This window comes from Flavobacterium hungaricum, from assembly GCF_015182285.1.
Classification (GTDB): Bacteria; Bacteroidota; Bacteroidia; order Flavobacteriales; family Flavobacteriaceae; genus Flavobacterium; species Flavobacterium hungaricum.
This window is the reverse complement of record NZ_PRDM01000001.1, coordinates 919,038-936,066: the sequence shown is the minus strand read 5'-3', so window position 1 is coordinate 936,066 and position 17,029 is coordinate 919,038. Positions and strand designations below refer to the sequence as shown.

The 17,029-nt window shown below is 33.3% G+C and carries 20 protein-coding genes; 8 read left to right on the top strand and 12 right to left on the bottom strand.

Annotated features, from left to right (window positions below; genetic code table 11):
* Positions 1–190 precede the first annotated feature (190 nt).
* The 4 genes from C4F50_RS04065 to rpsF form a co-directional block, all read right to left on the bottom strand.
* Positions 191–664, bottom strand: a complete 474-nt coding sequence (locus C4F50_RS04065) for a DUF6495 family protein (RefSeq protein ID WP_193845139.1) — start codon at positions 662–664, stop codon at positions 191–193.
* Positions 665–802: 138 nt separating this feature from the next.
* Positions 803–1,243, bottom strand: coding sequence for a 50S ribosomal protein L9 (rplI, locus tag C4F50_RS04060; RefSeq protein ID WP_193845138.1), 441 nt, complete (start codon positions 1,241–1,243; stop codon positions 803–805).
* Between the two features lie 67 nt (positions 1,244–1,310).
* Complete coding sequence (rpsR, locus tag C4F50_RS04055) at positions 1,311–1,607, bottom strand: 30S ribosomal protein S18 (RefSeq protein ID WP_002987043.1); 297 nt, start codon at positions 1,605–1,607, stop codon at positions 1,311–1,313.
* Positions 1,608–1,612: 5 nt separating this feature from the next.
* Positions 1,613–1,954 carry a 30S ribosomal protein S6 gene (gene rpsF, locus C4F50_RS04050; RefSeq protein ID WP_007810575.1) on the bottom strand — a complete coding sequence of 114 codons (342 nt, stop codon included), beginning with the start codon at positions 1,952–1,954 and terminating at the stop codon, positions 1,613–1,615.
* Between the two features lie 177 nt (positions 1,955–2,131).
* On the opposite strand from rpsF, the gene C4F50_RS04045 reads away from it, so the two are divergent.
* Positions 2,132–2,830, top strand: a complete 699-nt coding sequence (locus C4F50_RS04045; RefSeq protein ID WP_042564338.1) for a LytR/AlgR family response regulator transcription factor — start codon at positions 2,132–2,134, stop codon at positions 2,828–2,830.
* Between the two features lie 8 nt (positions 2,831–2,838).
* Here C4F50_RS04045 and priA read toward each other — a convergent pair whose 3' ends face one another.
* The 5 genes from priA to nadC form a co-directional block, all read right to left on the bottom strand.
* Positions 2,839–5,289 carry a replication restart helicase PriA gene (gene priA / locus C4F50_RS04040; protein ID WP_193845137.1) on the bottom strand — a complete coding sequence of 817 codons (2,451 nt, stop codon included), beginning with the start codon at positions 5,287–5,289 and terminating at the stop codon, positions 2,839–2,841.
* 25 nt (positions 5,290–5,314) lie between these two features.
* Positions 5,315–6,067 carry a subclass B1 metallo-beta-lactamase gene (bla-B1-FLAV, locus tag C4F50_RS04035; RefSeq protein ID WP_193845136.1) on the bottom strand — a complete coding sequence of 251 codons (753 nt, stop codon included), beginning with the start codon at positions 6,065–6,067 and terminating at the stop codon, positions 5,315–5,317.
* Positions 6,068–6,081: 14 nt separating this feature from the next.
* Positions 6,082–6,516 carry a DUF2147 domain-containing protein gene (locus C4F50_RS04030; RefSeq protein ID WP_193845135.1) on the bottom strand — a complete coding sequence of 145 codons (435 nt, stop codon included), beginning with the start codon at positions 6,514–6,516 and terminating at the stop codon, positions 6,082–6,084.
* Positions 6,513–7,442: a YihY/virulence factor BrkB family protein gene (locus C4F50_RS04025; RefSeq protein WP_193845134.1), complete on the bottom strand. Its 930-nt coding sequence runs from the start codon at positions 7,440–7,442 to the stop codon at positions 6,513–6,515. The genes C4F50_RS04030 and C4F50_RS04025 overlap by 4 nt, the downstream gene beginning before the upstream one ends.
* A gap of 96 nt (positions 7,443–7,538) precedes the next feature.
* Positions 7,539–8,396: a carboxylating nicotinate-nucleotide diphosphorylase gene (nadC, locus tag C4F50_RS04020; protein WP_193845133.1), complete on the bottom strand. Its 858-nt coding sequence runs from the start codon at positions 8,394–8,396 to the stop codon at positions 7,539–7,541.
* 271 nt (positions 8,397–8,667) lie between these two features.
* Here nadC and C4F50_RS04015 point away from each other — a divergent pair, with 271 nt between their 5' ends.
* From C4F50_RS04015 to rlmH, 7 genes are all read left to right on the top strand, one after another.
* Entirely contained in the window at positions 8,668–9,768 is a 1,101-nt protein-coding gene (locus tag C4F50_RS04015) for a DNA alkylation repair protein (RefSeq protein WP_193845132.1), read from the top strand.
* A gap of 311 nt (positions 9,769–10,079) precedes the next feature.
* On the top strand, positions 10,080–10,961 hold the full coding sequence (locus C4F50_RS04010; protein WP_193845131.1) for a pirin family protein: 882 nt from the start codon (positions 10,080–10,082) through the stop codon (positions 10,959–10,961).
* Positions 10,962–10,963: 2 nt separating this feature from the next.
* Positions 10,964–11,359: an OsmC family protein gene (locus C4F50_RS04005; protein ID WP_193845130.1), complete on the top strand. Its 396-nt coding sequence runs from the start codon at positions 10,964–10,966 to the stop codon at positions 11,357–11,359.
* Positions 11,360–11,369: 10 nt separating this feature from the next.
* A complete protein-coding gene (locus C4F50_RS04000) occupies positions 11,370–11,651 on the top strand; it encodes a GNAT family N-acetyltransferase (RefSeq protein WP_193845129.1) in 282 nt (93 codons plus the stop codon).
* A 221-nt stretch (positions 11,652–11,872) separates the two neighbouring features.
* A complete protein-coding gene (locus tag C4F50_RS03995; RefSeq protein ID WP_193845128.1) occupies positions 11,873–13,288 on the top strand; it encodes an amidohydrolase family protein in 1,416 nt (471 codons plus the stop codon).
* 128 nt (positions 13,289–13,416) lie between these two features.
* Positions 13,417–13,722 carry an antibiotic biosynthesis monooxygenase family protein gene (locus C4F50_RS03990; RefSeq protein ID WP_193845127.1) on the top strand — a complete coding sequence of 102 codons (306 nt, stop codon included), beginning with the start codon at positions 13,417–13,419 and terminating at the stop codon, positions 13,720–13,722.
* Between the two features lie 172 nt (positions 13,723–13,894).
* The gene (rlmH, locus tag C4F50_RS03985) at positions 13,895–14,368 is read left to right on the top strand and encodes a 23S rRNA (pseudouridine(1915)-N(3))-methyltransferase RlmH (RefSeq protein WP_026729408.1); all 474 of its coding nucleotides are present in this window, start codon (positions 13,895–13,897) and stop codon (positions 14,366–14,368) included.
* Between the two features lie 78 nt (positions 14,369–14,446).
* Here the strand turns inward: rlmH and C4F50_RS03980 are convergent, their stop codons facing one another.
* From C4F50_RS03980 to folP, 3 genes are read right to left on the bottom strand one after another with little or no spacing between them, the layout of a single operon-like run.
* Positions 14,447–15,079, bottom strand: a complete 633-nt coding sequence (locus tag C4F50_RS03980; protein ID WP_193845126.1) for a hypothetical protein — start codon at positions 15,077–15,079, stop codon at positions 14,447–14,449.
* A 23-nt stretch (positions 15,080–15,102) separates the two neighbouring features.
* A complete protein-coding gene (locus tag C4F50_RS03975) occupies positions 15,103–15,930 on the bottom strand; it encodes a hypothetical protein (protein WP_193845125.1) in 828 nt (275 codons plus the stop codon).
* Between the two features lie 8 nt (positions 15,931–15,938).
* Complete coding sequence (gene folP, locus C4F50_RS03970; RefSeq protein WP_193845124.1) at positions 15,939–16,769, bottom strand: dihydropteroate synthase; 831 nt, start codon at positions 16,767–16,769, stop codon at positions 15,939–15,941.
* Positions 16,770–17,029: the final 260 nt, after the last annotated feature.

The window sequence follows — 17,029 nt, the reverse complement described above, 5'->3', positions numbered from 1 at the left end:
CTATACGTACCAAATGAAAAATAAAACTTACAATAAAATTCAATTCAGAAAAAATTAGAGCATTCCGAAAAAAAACGTAGAAATACGGGTATAGAAATTTTGAAATAATTAGACAAATGTTAAAAACATAAAAAAAAGACAAACAATTAGAAACCAATCGTTTGTCTTTTAAAAATATTTAAAAAGTCGTTTACGACTCAATAATAGTATTAATTTGAGTAAAAAGCTGTCCATCGCTTAAAAATGCACCTTGTTTTATCAATTCAAAGATGGAAACATTTCTTTCTTCAGTAAAAACCTTCTTACCCGTTTTCATTTCAATGTTATCTGTAAACATATTATCACTTAACCATTGCAAACCTTCTTTAGTCAAGAAATCTACTTCTGAATTTAGCGATTTCAAAACGATAGATTGCACATCGGTTTCAAAACAGCGGAACAAGAAAATATGATTTTTCGAAAAATGTTCCAGAAATTCTGCTCTAGACAAAACTCCTTCCCAGATTAAATCCGAGAAAACATCAAGTTCCTGCTCAGCAACTTCAGGTTTATTAACCTTCAGTTCATCCCATTCCTTTTTATCAATTGTCTGCGTTGCCAAAAAGCTTGCAAACTCTGCATGCAGTTCATCAAACTGCTCTTTAGTTAGTCTTGCGTATTTCATTTCATTATAAGCTGTATGCTTTACGCTGTATGGTATAAGCAAAAGGCTTTAGCCATCAGCATAAGTCTAATTAATCAATCTTTCATTAAACAAAAAAATCCCGATTTTCATCGGGATTTTAGTTAGATTCGAGAATTATTACTTTTCAGCAACAATTTCGTATGGTAATTCAACGATAACATCTCTGTGTAAACGGATGCTTGCATTGTATTTTCCTGTACGTTTAACGATTCCGCTTGTGATGAATTTTCTATCGATAGCGTTACCTGATTTCTCTAATGCCTCAGCAATATCGATATTAGTAACAGAACCAAAAAGTTTTTCTCCACCAGCTTTAGCAGTGATTTTAATTTCAAGTGCTTTAAGAGCTTCTGCAGTTGCTTTTGCATCAGCAACAACTTTAGCTTCTTTGTGAGCTCTTTGTTTTAAGTTTTCAGCTAAAACTTTTTTAGCAGAAGGAGTAGCTAAAGTAGCGAATCCTTGAGGAATCAAAAAGTTACGTCCGTAACCTGGCTTTACAGATACTACATCATCTTTAAATCCTAAGTTTTGTACGTCTTGTTTTAAAATAAGTTCCATGTTGTTGTCCTTATATTATTAGAAGTTAGGTTCTGCTTTAACAGAAACCAGCGACTAGAGTTTTTAATTATTTTAATAAATCGGCCACGTATGGCATTAAAGCTAAGTGACGAGCTCTTTTTACAGCTACAGAAACTTTTCTTTGGTATTTTAATGAAGTTCCAGTTAAACGACGTGGAAGAATTTTTCCTTGCTCGTTAACGAATTTCAATAAGAAATCAGCATCTTTATAATCGATATATTTGATTCCTGATTTTTTGAAACGGCAATACTTTTTAGTTTTGTTAGTTTCAATGTTTAAAGGCGTTAAATATCTGATATCTCCGTCTTTTTTTCCTTTTGCAGATTGCTCAATTGTAGACATAATAATTACGCTTTAGTAGATTTTAATTTTGCTCTTCTTCTCTCCGCCCATGAAATAGCATGTTTGTCTAAACTTACAGTTAAGAAACGCATAACTCTTTCGTCACGTCTGAATTCAGTTTCAAAAGCAATTAGGACTTCTCCAGCTACTTTGAATTCGAATAAATGGTAAAAACCACTTTTTTTGTTTTGGATTTCGTAAGCCATTTTTTTAAGCCCCCAATCCTCTTTCGATACCATTTCAGCTCCTCTACTAGTAAGAAATTCTTCAAATTTCGTTACTGTTTCCTTCACCTGAACCTCAGATAAAACGGGATTTAAAATGAAAACAGTTTCATAATGATTCATAAATAAAAAATTTATTTGTTAAAATTGGGTGCAAAAGTAATCATTTAATTTAAATACACAACAGATTTCTGGTTTTATTCGTCGTAAAGTAAAAAATATTCGCTGATTTTAGTTTTTTTTACAAAAAAACAATACATTTACTACTGCTATCCTGAATTTATTCTAAATGTAAATGTTATGAAACTAAACTGTGTTGTTGTAGATGATAGTTCTATACAAAGGACGATTATTGCCAAATTGGTCAATAATCACCCAGGCTTGCATTTAATCGGAGACTTCTCTAATGCAATTGAAGCAAAAAGCTGTATCTCTTTAAATAATATTGACTTAATATTTCTTGATATCGAAATGCCCGTTATTAATGGCTTTGATTTCCTTGACGGTTTAAAAACAAAACCACAAATTATATTTATTACCTCTAAAGCAGAATATGCTCTAAAGGCTTTTGATTACGACGCTACAGATTACCTGCAAAAACCAATTGCAGTAGATCGTTTTAATGCCTCGGTCAAAAGGGCAATTGACATGCATCTCTTAAAAAAAGAAGTCAAAGAAGAAGAAGGCGAACATATTTTCATAAAAAGTAACTTAAAAAAACTCAAAATTTTTACCGCAAAAATCAAATGGATTGAAGCTTTTGGCGATTATGTAAGAGTAGTTACAGAAGACGACAGTAATTTGGTTCTTTCTACAATGAAATCTTTTGAAAACGATTTATCTAAAGACAAATTTATACGCGTTCACAAATCTTATATTATTAATATCGATAAGGTAGAACGCTTTAATAGTAAATTTGCCGAAATCGGAATTACAAAAATACCTTTGAGCCGAAATAAAAAAGAAGATTTGGTAAAAGCTCTTTCTACCTCATCTTAATTTTTTTTCTAATAAAAATCTACGTTTATTACAACTTTTATAGCTCTGTATTGCGCAACAGCTTCAAAACTATTTAGCATTTTCTGAATAGTTTTTTTTGTATTACCCAGATGCTGGCTGTGCGGAATTTTAATCAAAATCGATCTGATGTATTCGTTTCTGATTCTGCTGATTGCAGGCTCTTCTGGACCTAAAACCGGCATTCCCAGATTCTGGCTCAAAACCTGATACAGCCACATTGAACCTTCTTTCAATTTATCAAAATCCCGATGCTTAAGCGTTAACTTTATTATCCTGAAATAAGGAGGATATTTATAAATCTGGCGGTCGTACAGCTGTTCTTTGTACATACCTGTATAATTATGAGTCGTAACCTGCTGAATGGTATTATGATTCGGATTATAAGTCTGAATGATTACTTTTCCTTGTTTTTCTGACCTTCCTGCTCTTCCAGCCACTTGTGTCATCATTTGATAACTTCTTTCAAATGCCCTAAAATCGGGATGATGCAGCATATTATCTGCGTTCATAATTCCGACCAGGCTGACATTATCAAAATCCAATCCTTTGGCGAGCATTTGTGTCCCCACCAAAATATCTACTTCTCTATTTTTAAAAGTGTCAATAATCTTTTCAAAACCAAACTTACCGCGAGTCGTATCCTGATCCATTCTGGCGGTTTTAGCATTCGGGAAAATAGAACTTAATTCCTGCTCAATCTGCTCGGTGCCAAAACCTTTTGTAGTCAAATCGATGCTTGAACAAGCATGGCAGTTTGTTGGTTTTGCAATAGAATAGCCGCAGTAATGACAGCGCAGCTGGTTTTTATGTTTATGAAAAGTCAGACTCACATCGCACTGCTGGCAATGCGGTACATGACCACAGGTCAAACATTCTATAATAGGCGAATAACCCCTTCTATTTTGAAACAAAATAACTTGTTCTCCCAATGACAACGCTTCGGTAATTTCTTCAATTAAAACATCGCTGAAATGCCCCGTCATTCGTTTTCTAAAATGCTTGTCTTTTAAATCGACTAAAACAATATCAGGCATTCGAACATTATTATAACGTTCTGAAAGTGTAACCAATCCGTATTTTCCAGCTTGTGTATTATAGTAGGTTTCTATACTTGGCGTTGCAGATCCTAACAGTACTTTTGCTTTATAAAAATTTGCTAAAACAATCGCAGCATCTCGAGCATGATATCGAGGTGCAGGATCTGTCTGTTTAAAAGTCTGTTCGTGTTCTTCGTCTACAATAAGAAGCCCTAAATTAGAAAAAGGAAGAAACAATGCTGATCTAGCCCCAATTATAATTTGTGCTTTTGAAGAATTTTCAAGCGTCTGTTTCCAGACTTCTACTCGTTCATTATTACTGTATTTTGAATGAAAAACAGCCACTTTGTCTCCAAAATGAAGACGAAGTCGGGAAACCAATTGCGTAGTAAGAGCAATTTCTGGAAGCAGGTACAAAACTTGCTTTCCTGTGATTAAGTATTCTTCAATTAATTTGATGTAAATCTCCGTTTTTCCACTTGAAGTTACACCATGCAGCAAACAAACTTCTTTTGCAGCAAAACATTCTTTTATTTCCAAAAAAGCTTTTTCTTGAGGCTGACTTAATTGAAGTTGTTTGTCTGTTTTCTCACCAGAATACACAATGCGATCTTGCTGCAGCAAATATTCTTCAAAAATTTCTTTTTCAACCAATGCTTTTACAACAGCCGCAGATACATTAGAAAATTCTGTGAGCTTTTTTACCGTTACAGGCTTTTTTTCTGAAGCTTTTAATTGAAAAAAAGCCAAAACAATCTCTTTCTGTTTTTTGGCGCTTTTTAGTTCTTCCAAAAGCTCGTTTAAACCATTATCCGATTCGTATTTTGAATGCAGTTTCACATAACGAATCAATTTTGGCTTATAAGTTTCTTTAATTTCTTCTTCTAAAACAATAATGTCTTTTGCTATCATTTTTTGAAGAACCGGAAAAATATTTTTCTTGTTTAAAATCGAAGTAATATCCTGAACCCTCAAAGAGCTCTGATGATGCAGTGCTTCATAAACCAAAAATTCATCATCAGAAAGCTCTGAGTCATTTACTATTGTTTCTGGTTTATTGGAGATTACGGTTTCACTTTCTAACAATAAACCGCTGGGAAAAGCACCGCGATAAACATCGCCGATACTGCACATATAATAATCCGCAATCCAAAGCCAGTGTTTGATCTGAATTTCGGTTGCAATAGGCCTTTCGTCCAAAATCTGATCAATTTCCTTTGCCTCATACAAATTAGGCTCATTTTGATGCAGATCCAAAACCAAAGCTGTATACATTTTACTCTTACCAAAAGGCACCACCACACGCATTCCTTTTTTAATAAAATGAAATTCGGCTTCAGAAACACGATAAGTAAATGTTTTGGCTAATGAAAGAGGTAAAACAACTTCGACAAAAAACATGTAATAATTTTATAAGATTGAGAGATTATATTTTACCAGAGGACTTGGTTTTTACTGCGTTATATTCCTTAACCAGTTTTAAAGTATGGCTCAAAGAATTCAGATCTTTCCAATCGTCATGGCCGGTAATAATATAATTAGGGTTTTTAAATTTTGCCTGCACTTTTTTAATCGATTTTTCCCAATCTTTGACAGCAGCATCTCCTAAATATCCTAAATCAACAGCCTCGGTACTTTTTACAAAACAACCTCCGTAAAGTACTTTTTCTTTATCAAACCAAACCACAACATTATCTGGAGCATGCCCTTTTCCTGGATAATAAACCTCAAAAGTATGCTGTCCTACTGTAAATACAGTATCATTTGGAATTATAAATTGAGCCCTTTTTTCATTGTTTTTCTGAAGAATAACATCGGTTAATTTTATAGTATACGTTTTGATTTTTTTTTGTCTGTAAAAATCCAAACCTCCTGCCCTGTCTTCATGAGAATGTGTGGCAAAATGCATTATAACATTTTTGTTGTGTTTTGCTTTTATACTGTCTAATAAAGGCTGAAACTGCGTTTTATCCCAAGGAGCATCAAACAGCACAACACCATCATCTGTAACAAGATACATAGCATTGGCAGCAATCAGAGTTCCTTTATAATCATGAAAGGTTTTATAAACATAAAAGTCACCTGTAAGATGACTTATTTGTAATGGCGAACCCTTAGATTGTCCGAAACTATTGCATAGTACGGCTAAGAATAAAATTATCGATGCTAATTTTTGCATTAGTAATTAAAAAGTTAATTCTTTACTCTGGTCCAATATTGAGTTCTTCCCATAATCGAAACACCAACATAGCCGCGTAATTTCAATTTATCTGCAGAATCTAAGGTAATATAACATTTGTATTTTTTACCGCTTGTAGGGTCTAAAATGGTACCTCCGTTATATTCTGAACCGTCTTTTTTTAGTCCATTAATAATAACCATTCCTAAAATAGGTTTATTTTTTTCTGTTCCTTCACATTTCGCACAAACATCTTTTTTATGGCTGTCGCGAAGTATATCTACTACTTTACCGTAAATTTTTCCAGATTTCTCATAAATTTCAACAATAGATTTTGCTTCTCCAGTTTCATCGTCAATGGTTTTCCATTTTCCAATTACACCTTGACTTTGACTTTGCATGGTCAGCGCAAAGAAAAACACTCCGATAGTCAGCATCCAATTTTTCATACGTCTTTATTTTTTTTTTGTTTTAATTTTCTGATAGATGCATTCAGTTCGAACCCCAAAAGCAATATCATACAGTTTATCCAAATATAAAACATTAGAATTAATAATGTCCCAATAGAACCATAAAGTTCGTTATATTTTGAGAATTTTATAACCCAAATCCCAAAAAAGAACGAAGATATAACAATTAAGATGGTCGTAAAAACCGATCCGATGCTTATAAAAGGTACTTTATTATACTGCTTGGTTCCGTAACGTAATAATATGGAAGACGTTACCAAAATCATCAACAAAACGAACAGATATCTTCCTAAAATAATAAGCGGAATACGATCGCTTAAAACATCCTGAATAATTGTTTTTTGAATAAAGACCTCAAAGACAACAATTGTCGCAACGGTTACAAACAGTATAATGGTCATTACTAAAGAAATAGCAAGAGCTACCAAATACTGACTGAAAAAGCCGCGTTTATCAAAAACGTGTTTTGAAGATTCAAAACCGCTTAAAATTCCGTTCACACCATTTGCCATCAAAAAAATAGAAAGCAAAAACCCTGAGGACAACAAGCCAGAATGACTATTATTCAAGATATCGCTGATAATTTTACTAATCGCATCGTAGGTGTTTGGCGGGACACTCTGCTGGACAAACAACAGAAAATCAGCCTGGAAATTGTCTATTGGAATAAACGGAATTAAGTTTAAAATAAACAATGCAAAAGGGAATAATGCCATAAAAAAGCTAAACGAAACTGCGCTGGCATGATACGAAAAAGCACCTTCAAGAATTCCTAAAGTATACATTTCTAACAAATCATACAGCGAAAAACCTTCGAGCCAAGGCAGTTTTATGCTTTTAAAGAATCGGGCTAAAGAACGAACCAAAGGCAGTTTTTCAATCCGATCTTCTATCTCTTTAGACATATTTTTTGATTTTAGATTGTTGTCCCGATAGTCATCGGGATAGATTTTAGATTGTAAACCTAACTCATAGCTTATAACTCAAAACTCCTAACTTCACTAAAAGGCTTTCAAACTCAAATCCATATTATATACCGAATGAGTCAAAGCGCCAGATGAAATATAATTTACACCGCAAAGAGCATATTCGCGAATGGTTTTTTCGTTGATATTACCCGAAGATTCTGTCTGGCATTTTGTTCCGATTAACTGAACTGCCGTTTTGGTATCTTCGTAATTAAAATTATCGATCAAAATTCTGTGAACCCCGTCGCTTAAAAGAATTTCGCGTATTTCGTCTAAGTTTCTGGCTTCTACAATAATCTTCAAATCAAGATTATTTTCTTTTAAAAACTCTTTTGTTTTTTTAATTGCCAAAGTAATACCACCTGCAAAATCAATATGATTATCCTTTAGCATCACCATATCATAAAGTGCAAAACGATGATTCTCGCCGCCTCCAATTTTTACGGCCCATTTTTCTGCAGCTCTAAAATTTGGGGTTGTTTTACGAGTATCCAATATTTTAGCCCCCGTTCCTTCTAATAAAACCGTGTATTGATTTGTTTTTGTTGCAATAGCAGACATTCTCTGCATGGTATTCAAAACCACTCTTTCTGCCTTTAAGATAGACTGCGAACTTCCAGAAACTTCAAAAACAACTTCTCCATATTCTACATGAGTTCCATCTTCTATATACGTTTTCACTTTTAGTTTTGGATCAACATATTCAAAAATCATACGAGCCAAAGCAACACCTGCAATAATTCCCTGATCTTTTACCAATAATTTTGCTTGTCCGTGTGCTGTATCTGGAATACATGCCAGCGAACTGTAATCGCCTGCTCCCACATCTTCGCGTATAGCATTGGAAATCATCAGTTGTAATTCGGCTTGAAATTGTGCTTCGCTTATCATCTTTATAAATTTTATGAATTGCTAAATTAGAACATATTTTGGGGATTTGAAAATTCAATTAACATGAAAAATCATTTAAAACAGTTAATACTATTTTTTCTACTATTAAGATATTAAGAAAAATCAGGCTTTCATTTTATTAGTAAACTCAATATACTTCCAGAATGACCATCCAAAAAAAAACAAGCTCAAAATCTTACTAAACTTAATGCCTCAATGATTAAAAAAAATAAAAACATTAAATATCTTTGAGGTTCATTCAAACAAAATCATGGGATTAATTAAAGATATTTATTCGGTTTCCTTTTACGAAAAATTTGGTCAGGCTGTCGCCGAAGTTTACCCAGCATTCGACAAACAAAAATTTATCGAAACTATTTACGAAGGCGATTTTGCTCAAAAAGAATGGAAAGAGCGAATGAAACACACCACGGTGGTTTTGCATCAATTTATGCCTCAAAATTTTCCCGAAGCCGCCGCTTTAATTGATAAAATCATTAAAAACCTCAGAAAAAACAATTTTGCAGACAGCAATCTAGCTTTCATTTTCTTTGCTGATTATGTTGAAGTCTACGGTTTAGACGATTTTGAAACTTCGGCGAAAGCTTTTGTTTCTATAACACAATTTATAAGCTGTGAGTTTGCGGTTCGTCCTTTTATTCTAAAATACAAAGAAAAAATGATCTCCGAAATGAGCAAATGGTCGTTACATGAAAATCATCATGTCCGACGTTTAGCCAGCGAAGGTTCGCGCCCGAGACTACCGTGGGCAATGGCGATTCCGTTTCTTAAAAAAGATCCCTCTTCTATACTTCCGATTTTAGAAAACCTAAAAAATGATCCTTCAGAATATGTTCGCAGAAGTGTAGCCAATAATCTAAATGATATTTCCAAAGACAATCCGGAAATTGTTTTGGAAATTGCAAAAAGATGGAAAGGTCGTACTAAAGAAACGGACGGAATTATCAAACATGGCTGCCGCACTTTATTAAAACAAGGACATCCGGAAATTTTAAGTCATTATGGTTTAGAAAGCACCAATATTGAACTTTCCTCATTCGAAATTAAAACCCAAAAAGTAAAGATTGGAGATTATCTGCAGTTTCATTTTCATTTAAATAACAAAAACGAAGAGCCTAAAACGATTCGTCTAGAATACGCTGTTCATTACAAAAAAGCAAAAGGGCATTTGGCAAAAAAAGTATTTAAAATCAGTGAAAAAACATACCAGCCAAATCAATTAACAAAGATTGAAAGAAACCAGTCTTTTAAATTAATTACCACTCGTGTTTTTCATACTGGAATGCATCAATTATCGATTATCATAAATGGAACTGAAAGTGAGGTTTTAGAGTTTGAATTGATTGATTAAATATATGATTTTTAATAATACATATGATTCAATCACCCTGTTTGTCATTTCGACGAAGGAGAAATCTTCGCAAGCAGCTCCGCAATCTAAATCTTCAATCTAAATCTTCAATCTTTGTCGAGTTTCTCACGAAGATTTCTCCTTCGTCGAAATGACAAAATAGGAGGAGAATTCTAAATAAAATAGGTGTATTTGAAAAAACATACATTTTCATTACTTTTATAAATAATACCAAAAACAACTTTCTTAATCTAAATTAAGCAACAGTAAAACACAACTGCTATAATTTTGTTTCAACTAAAAAATACCACATGTCAAACATCAGTTTAATTATCGAAGAACGCGCTGCCAACATTGGCAATTTTATGGTAGGCCGTTTATTGCCTTTCCGCGAAAAAAGAGCCGTTGGTCCCTTTGTATTTATCGATCATATGGGTCCTGCACATTTAAATGAGTATCAAAATATGGATGTACCGCCGCACCCGCATATCGGACTTTCGACTTTGACTTTTTTATTTGAAGGAAGCATCATGCACCGCGATAGTTTGGGAACAGAATTAGAAATAAAACCTGGCGCTGTCAACTGGATGACAGCCGGAAAAGGAATCGTTCATTCTGAAAGAACGCCAGAATATTTAAGACATTCAGACAAAATGCTTCACGGTCTGCAGATTTGGGTGGCATTGCCAAAAGAATTGGAACAAATGGATCCGAACTTTACGCATGTAGAAGCACAGGACATTCCGCAGTGGGAAGAAAATGGTGTTTCATATAAGTTGATTGCCGGAGAAGCTTTTGGAAAAAAATCTCCCGTTCCCGTTTATAGTCCGTTGTATTTTATTGAAATTAAAAGTCCGACGACGCAAAAAATCAATATTGGAAACCATTTATTTGGCGAAAGCGGTTTGTACATCTTAGAAGGAAGCATCAAAAGCGGTGAACATGTTTACGATCCTAAACAAATCTTGATTACAAACGACAGTACATTATGCGAATTTGAAATTGAAGCAAATTCTACTGTTTATATTTTTGGAGGACAACCTTTTCCTGAAGAGCATTTTATTTTTTGGAATTTTGTTTCATCTGACAAAGAATTAATCGAAAAAGCAAAACAAGACTGGACCGCGCAGACTTTTCCTAAAGTTCCAGGCGAAACTGAATTTGTTCCTTTACCAGAACCAAGAATCAAATAATTATGGATACCGTTTCAGCAAAAATAGATACCCGTTTGTATCGCACCGAAATACAATCAGCATCTGAAAATATCTTAATTTCTGATGAACCGCAGGAATTAGGCGGTAAAAATTTAGGTTTAAATCCGACAGAGCTTCTGGCAGCATCATTGGCTTCGTGTACCGTAATTACTTTACGCATGTACATTAACCGAAAACAATGGGAAGTATCAGAAATAAATGTAAAAATAGATTTTGAAAGGGATTCTGATCGAAATGTATCCGTTTTTACCAGAAAAATTGAAGTAATCGGCGAAGTTGATGAGACGCAGCGACAAAGATTAGAAACCATTGCAAACAGCTGTCCGATTCACAAAACCTTAACCCATTCAATCGAAATTAAAACCACTTTAATCTAAAAAAAACATAATGGAAATCCAACAAATAAACGACACTAAAAAAGGGTATTTTGAAGCCGTAGAAGACGGAAAACAAGCCGGACAAATGACCTACACCTGGGCAGGAGATTCTCAATTCATCATCGATCATACTGAAGTCAGCGAGGATTTTGCGGGAAAAGGTGTCGGCAAAAAATTACTTATGGCCACTGTAGAATTTGCCCGAAAAAACAATGTAAAAATTATTCCGCTTTGTCCTTTTGCAAAAAGTGTTTTTGATAAAGTAGAGGAAATACGTGATGTGCTTTCTTAATAAGAGGCAAAGAAACAAAGTTACAAAGGTTCAGAGGTTTCTCGAAATACCTTATAATTTATAATACTGAGACGGACTTTTGTTCGTCTTTTCTTTTTTACAATCTCATTCACGTCTATTAAACTTTGTCCCTTTGCTCCTTTGAACCTCTGCCTCTTTAAAAACAAATTTTCAAATTTCCGCAGAAACTCGTATATTTGCGCGTAATTTAATCTTAGAGTATGACAAGAATAATTACAATTTTCTGTTTTTTAATAACACAAATCGGCTTTACTCAATCGGCTGAAAGTTATTTAGAAAAAATCAGAAATAATGAAGCTCTCTTAACCGCTTTTTTTCAACAAATGCCAAAAGGAGGCGATTTACACCACCATTTTTCAGGATCTGTTTATGCCGAACCGCTTTTAGAAAGAGCAATTGCACAAGACTTTTATCTGAATATTGAAACTATGGCAGTCTCCAAAACCAAACCCGCAAATGGCAATTGGCAGACTTTTTCTTCTCTAAAAAAAGACGGTAAATTAGATTTTTACCAACAGCAGATTATACAAACCTGGTCTGCAAAAGATTATAACGGTTCTGTCCCTTCTGATGATTTGTTTTTTGATTCTTTTATGAAATTTGAATCTACAATTGCAGGTCATTTCGCAGAAGGAATGCTGGAATTAAAAAAACGTGCCCTTGCCGAAAATGTATCGTATATCGAAACACAATTATCAACAATTCCATGCGATATGAGTGTTTCAGATTTGAATGATTTCAACACAAAACTTCGTCAGGCTTCTATTCAAAAAGACGAAAAAACGGTTTTAAAATTATTAGACGAATTGTATAAAGCGCTTCAGAAAAAAGACGCTAAAAAATATGCAGAAGATTTCAATACCAATTTCTTAGCAAAACTTCACAAGGACTTAAAAATAGACGATGAACGTTTTACCATGCGTTATCAAAACTTTGTGCTTCGTTTTATGGAGCCGGTTGATTTATTTAAAAATTTGACTATCGCTTTTATTTCGTCAAGCGAAAGTAAACTGACAGCGGGCGTAAATATCGTTTCTCCAGAACACGGCGAAAATTCGATGAAAGATTACTGGCTTCACATGGTGATGTTCAAATACTGCCATTCTAAGTTTCCTGATGTAAAATACACGCTTCACGCGGGCGAATTGACATTAGGTTTGGTACAGCCCGAAGAATTGACCTGGCACATTAATGACGCCATTTATGTCGCTGGCGCAAACAGAATTGGTCATGGAGTAGATATTGCTTACGAAGCTAATTCTTATGATTTATTAAAATACATGGCTAAAAATAATATTCCGATTGAGATTAATTTAGTGAGTAACGAATTCATTTTGAAGGTAAAAGAAAACCGTCATCCGTTTACACTTTATAAAGAATTTAATGTTCCAATTGTAATCAGTACAGACGACGCGGGTATTTTAAGAAGCAATATGACCGAACAATATGTTTTGTTAGCCAAAAGATATCCTGATGTTTCGTATGCGACTATAAAACAATACGTTTACAACAGTATAAATTATAGTTTTATTCAAGATGCAGGAGTTAAAAAACAATTAATTAAAGATCTGGATAATAGATTTAAGACCTTTGAAGCGAAGTTTTCTAAAAATTAAATAATCTATAAGAAATATTTCACGCAGATTTTAAAAAGATTTAAGCTGATTAAAAGAGATTTTCATTAGAAATAGCAAAAACAAATCTGCTTAAATCTACCAAATCTGCGCGAAAAACCGTTTACAATATGATTCTAGAAGCAGTATTTCTTTTCGTAAAGCCAGAATCAGCTCCTCAATTTGAAGCTGATTTTGCAAAAGCAAGCCAGTACATTTCATCTATTGAAGGTTATTTGGGACATCGTTTAGAAAAATGTCTGGAAGTCGAAAACAAATATCTTTTATTGGTTAATTGGAATACGTTGGAAGATCACACAGTGGGTTTTAGAACTTCTGAAGCTTATTTGGAATGGAAAAAGATTTTACATCATTATTACGAACCGTTTCCTGTTGTAGAACATTTTGAAACGGTTTTTGAAAATAAAAAAAAGTAAATTTCTTTGTATAAACAATTAAACACATAGAAACACAGGTATAAAGCTTTAAAAACATAGCTATGTGTATTACAATAAGCGAACGCCTTTAAAGACAAAGAGAAACTATGTCTCTATTATTTAAAATAAATTTGTGCTAATTCGAGCAATTGGTGGCAAAAAAACTAAACCAATGAATATCAAACTCATCGCCATAGGCAAAACAGATAACAAGTCATTGCAGACTTTGATTGACGATTATACCAAACGTTTGTCGTTTTACATCAAATTTGATTTGGAAATTATTCCAGACATCAAAAACGTAAAAAACTTATCTGAAAGTCAGCAAAAGGAAAAAGAAGGCGAACTCATCCTATCTAAACTTTCTGCAACAGACCAATTAATTTTATTAGACGAAAACGGAAAAAACTTCTCAAGCGTCGGTTTCTCAGAAGAACTGCAAAAGAAAATGAATTCAGGTGTTAAAACTTTGGTTTTCGTAATCGGCGGTCCTTACGGATTTTCTGAAACGGTTTACAAAAAAGCACAGGGAAAAGTTTCGCTTTCGCTAATGACGTTTTCACACCAAATGGTTCGTTTGTTTTTTATCGAACAATTGTACCGCGGTTTTACGATTTTACGAAACGAACCTTATCATCATCAATAGTCTTTTCTTTTGTTTCAGGTTTTGTTTGTTTCAAAGTTCAAGTTTCAAGTTTCAGGTTTCAAGTTTCAGGTTTCAAGTTTACAAGATAAATTCTACTGGAAGCCTGTCTAGATTATAAGTCACCTCTTTTTGCAGTAGAATTTTGTACTGAATGTATTCTTCATAACTCATGTTTTTATCAAATACAAATACTAAATTTGGTACTTTTTCAAATTTTATACTATAAAAATATTTTAGTATTTCTGATATTTTAATTTCCTTATTCCCCATAAAAACCTGCTGCTTTCCTTTCGCAAAATAAACCACGAAATTCCCTTTGTCAGGTCTTTCCAATTTATAATACACTTTCGTGAAAGGAACAAAAGCTAAATTCTTTCCAACAGAATCTGCATAAGAATAGTAATTTTCGGCATTTTCGTTTTTATGAGCGCTGTCTCCGCGTTTCTTTTCCTGCAGTTTAATCACTTCTGGAATAACCAATTTTAAGGGCAGTCGTTTGTCAATATTCAAAATCCAATTGGTTGATATTATGCTGTTTTTTCGATTTAAATCGGCAATAGTATCTTTTCCTTCGGTTTTAAAGAAAATATAAATAGGCGAAAGATCCTGTACATCTTTTACAATAGAAACATTTGATTTTGGAAGTAAAACGTCTTCTTTTTTTCCGCAGGAGAAAAACAAAAGAGTTAAAAGTATAATTAAGTATTTCATAAAAACAATTTTTATAGTAAATTCTATTCCACTTTATAATCTCCATCTTTCAGCATTGGAAACCAATGTGTCAAATTTGAAAAACGCATTATATGAAAACAGTCATAACCTCCTAAAAGCATTTTTTCTGAAGTTAGAATTAATCTCGTTTTACTTGGAAAACAGCCGAATTTTGCTTCATAAATCGACAATCCTTCATAAAAATTATTCAAAATAAAAGGTTTATTACGGCTTCCATCTCCATATTTAAATACTGATTGTATTATTTTAACCATCATTAAAAAATGTTGGTTAGCCATATCCATATTTTCAAGACGCTTGTATGCGTATGCACTTTCTTTATGTCCGGTTATGTTATTCGGACTTTGTTTAAGAATCTCTTTACACACATCGATGGCTTCAATATATTTTTTGGCTTCATTTAACTTGTATGCTTTACTAGCCAAATTATCTAAATACGTTGGATTTATGGTTTTAGAATGTATTTTATATTTTGTCAAACTTATTATTTGTTCAGCAGACACAAGCGTATCTAATTTACTTAATAATGATTCAACATTTTTGAAGTAATAAATTGATTTTATATCTGTTGATTCGTCTATGGAAATTTTAAATTCCGGAATACTTTTTTTTGTTACCTCATCATTAAAATTATCATTAGTAACTTCTACAATTTCAATTTTACTAACTGTATTTTTAGTTTTCTGCTTCTTGTCTTTCTTTTGAGAATAATCTCCGTAAATTTTATCTGATTTATTTATTTTTTTAGGTGGCGGAGGTGGCGGAACTTGTCCAAAACTAAAATTAAATAAAAAATATAGGACTGCTAAAAAATAGTATTTTTTCTTCATTCTCATAGTTAATTAGTAAAACTCATTTTATTAAACAAAGCCACACATTCCACCGCTTCTTTCACATCGTGAACTCGAAGGATCTTTGCTCCTTTTGTTAACGCAATTGTATTTAGAAATGTTGTTCCGTTTAAAGCTTCTTGCGGCGTAGTATTTAATGTTTTATAAATCATTGATTTTCTCGAAATCCCCACCAAAACAGGTAATTCTAAAACATTAAAAAGTTCCATTTTCTGCATCACTTCAAAATTTTGCTCAGTTGTTTTAGCGAATCCAAAACCTGGATCTAGAATCAAATCGTTAATTCCTAAAGCTCTTGCTTTTTTAACTTTTTCAGAAAAATAAAAAAGCATTTCTTTTACTATATCTTCATACTGCGTCAGACTCTGCATCGTCTGCGGATTACCACGCATGTGCATCATAATGTACGGTACATTGTATTTTGCAATAACCTCAAACATTTTGTCGTCTAACTCTCCTGCAGCAATATCATTAATAATCGCGGCACCGCTTTCAATGCTTGCTTTCGCCACTTCAGCTCTAAAGGTATCGATTGATAATAAAGTTTCTGGAAAATGTTTTAAAATCAATTCGATTGCAGGAACAATTCGGTCAATTTCTTCTTGTTCAGACACGAATTCGGCACTTGGTTTACTCGAATAAGCTCCGATATCAATAAAAGCAGCTCCTTCAGAAAGCATTTTATCAACCTGAGAAATAATTTCTGATTCGTTTTTATATTTTCCTCCGTCAAAAAAAGAATTGGGAGTAACATTCAGAATTCCCATTACTTTAGGAATCGATAAATCTATAAGTTCGCCTTTGCAGTTAATCAACATATGTTTTTATTTTTATTTTTTTTCAGGTTTCAAGTTTCAGGTTTCAGGTTTCAGGTTAATATTCGTTACGCAAGCTCCTGAACTTGAAACTAAGATAACTTGAAACGTGAAACTTTTTATTTAATCATTTCAGGTTAATGCAGTTTACAACAGCTCTTCAACTTGAAACTATGATAACCTGAAACTTGAAACCCTTTGAATAGTTTTAGTTTAATGCAGATTACGCAAGCTCTTCAACTTGAAACTAAAAAAACCTGAAA